The organism is Arsenicibacter rosenii (genome assembly GCF_001870735.1).
Lineage (GTDB): Bacteria > Bacteroidota > Bacteroidia > Cytophagales > Spirosomataceae > Arsenicibacter > Arsenicibacter rosenii.
On record NZ_MORL01000257.1, the window covers coordinates 1 to 492 of the forward strand.

Sequence of the window (492 nt, forward strand, 5' to 3'; positions counted from 1 at the left end):
CCGGCAGACCTGGTTGCACATTTTTCCCAGATTAATCTGAAAAACAGCAGGCTCAAGGGTACTGAGCGGAAACAGCCCCGCAGACTGAAGTTTCTGATGAAAAAGGGGTAATTGCAACGTATCGGCTACCTCGCTTTGGAGCGTCCGGAGTTGTACGTCAACATTGGCTAACTGATGCCCGCTGGCTTTAAGTGATTTCATAGGTTGTAAGCGTATAAAGAGTGAATGAGTGAAAATAGCTTTCACTCATAAAAATGCCTGAGTCTGCGAATCGTAGTAAGCACAATCCAGTCGCCTAACCGGGGCAGATGCGTATGAACCAGTACAATCAGTTTTCCCAGCGCTGAAATCACTGTTCGCTGACGGCGTCGCCGGACGTGATTGAGAATAATCCGGGCCACTTCCGCCTGGCTTTTCTGCCAGCGGGGCGGCCGGTGGGCAATGGGTACCGGTTGACCCGTTGCGTCGAGCACCCGTTTGCCGGCATCATTC

The 492-nt window shown here is 51.8% G+C and carries 2 pseudogenes; both read right to left on the bottom strand.

Features of this window, described 5'->3' with window-relative positions:
- Positions 1-201 (bottom strand): annotated as a pseudogene (locus BLX24_RS31150) (arsenosugar biosynthesis radical SAM (seleno)protein ArsS); the annotation flags it as partial.
- 41 nt (positions 202-242) lie between these two features.
- A pseudogene (locus tag BLX24_RS31155) lies at positions 243-492 on the bottom strand (hypothetical protein); the annotation flags it as partial.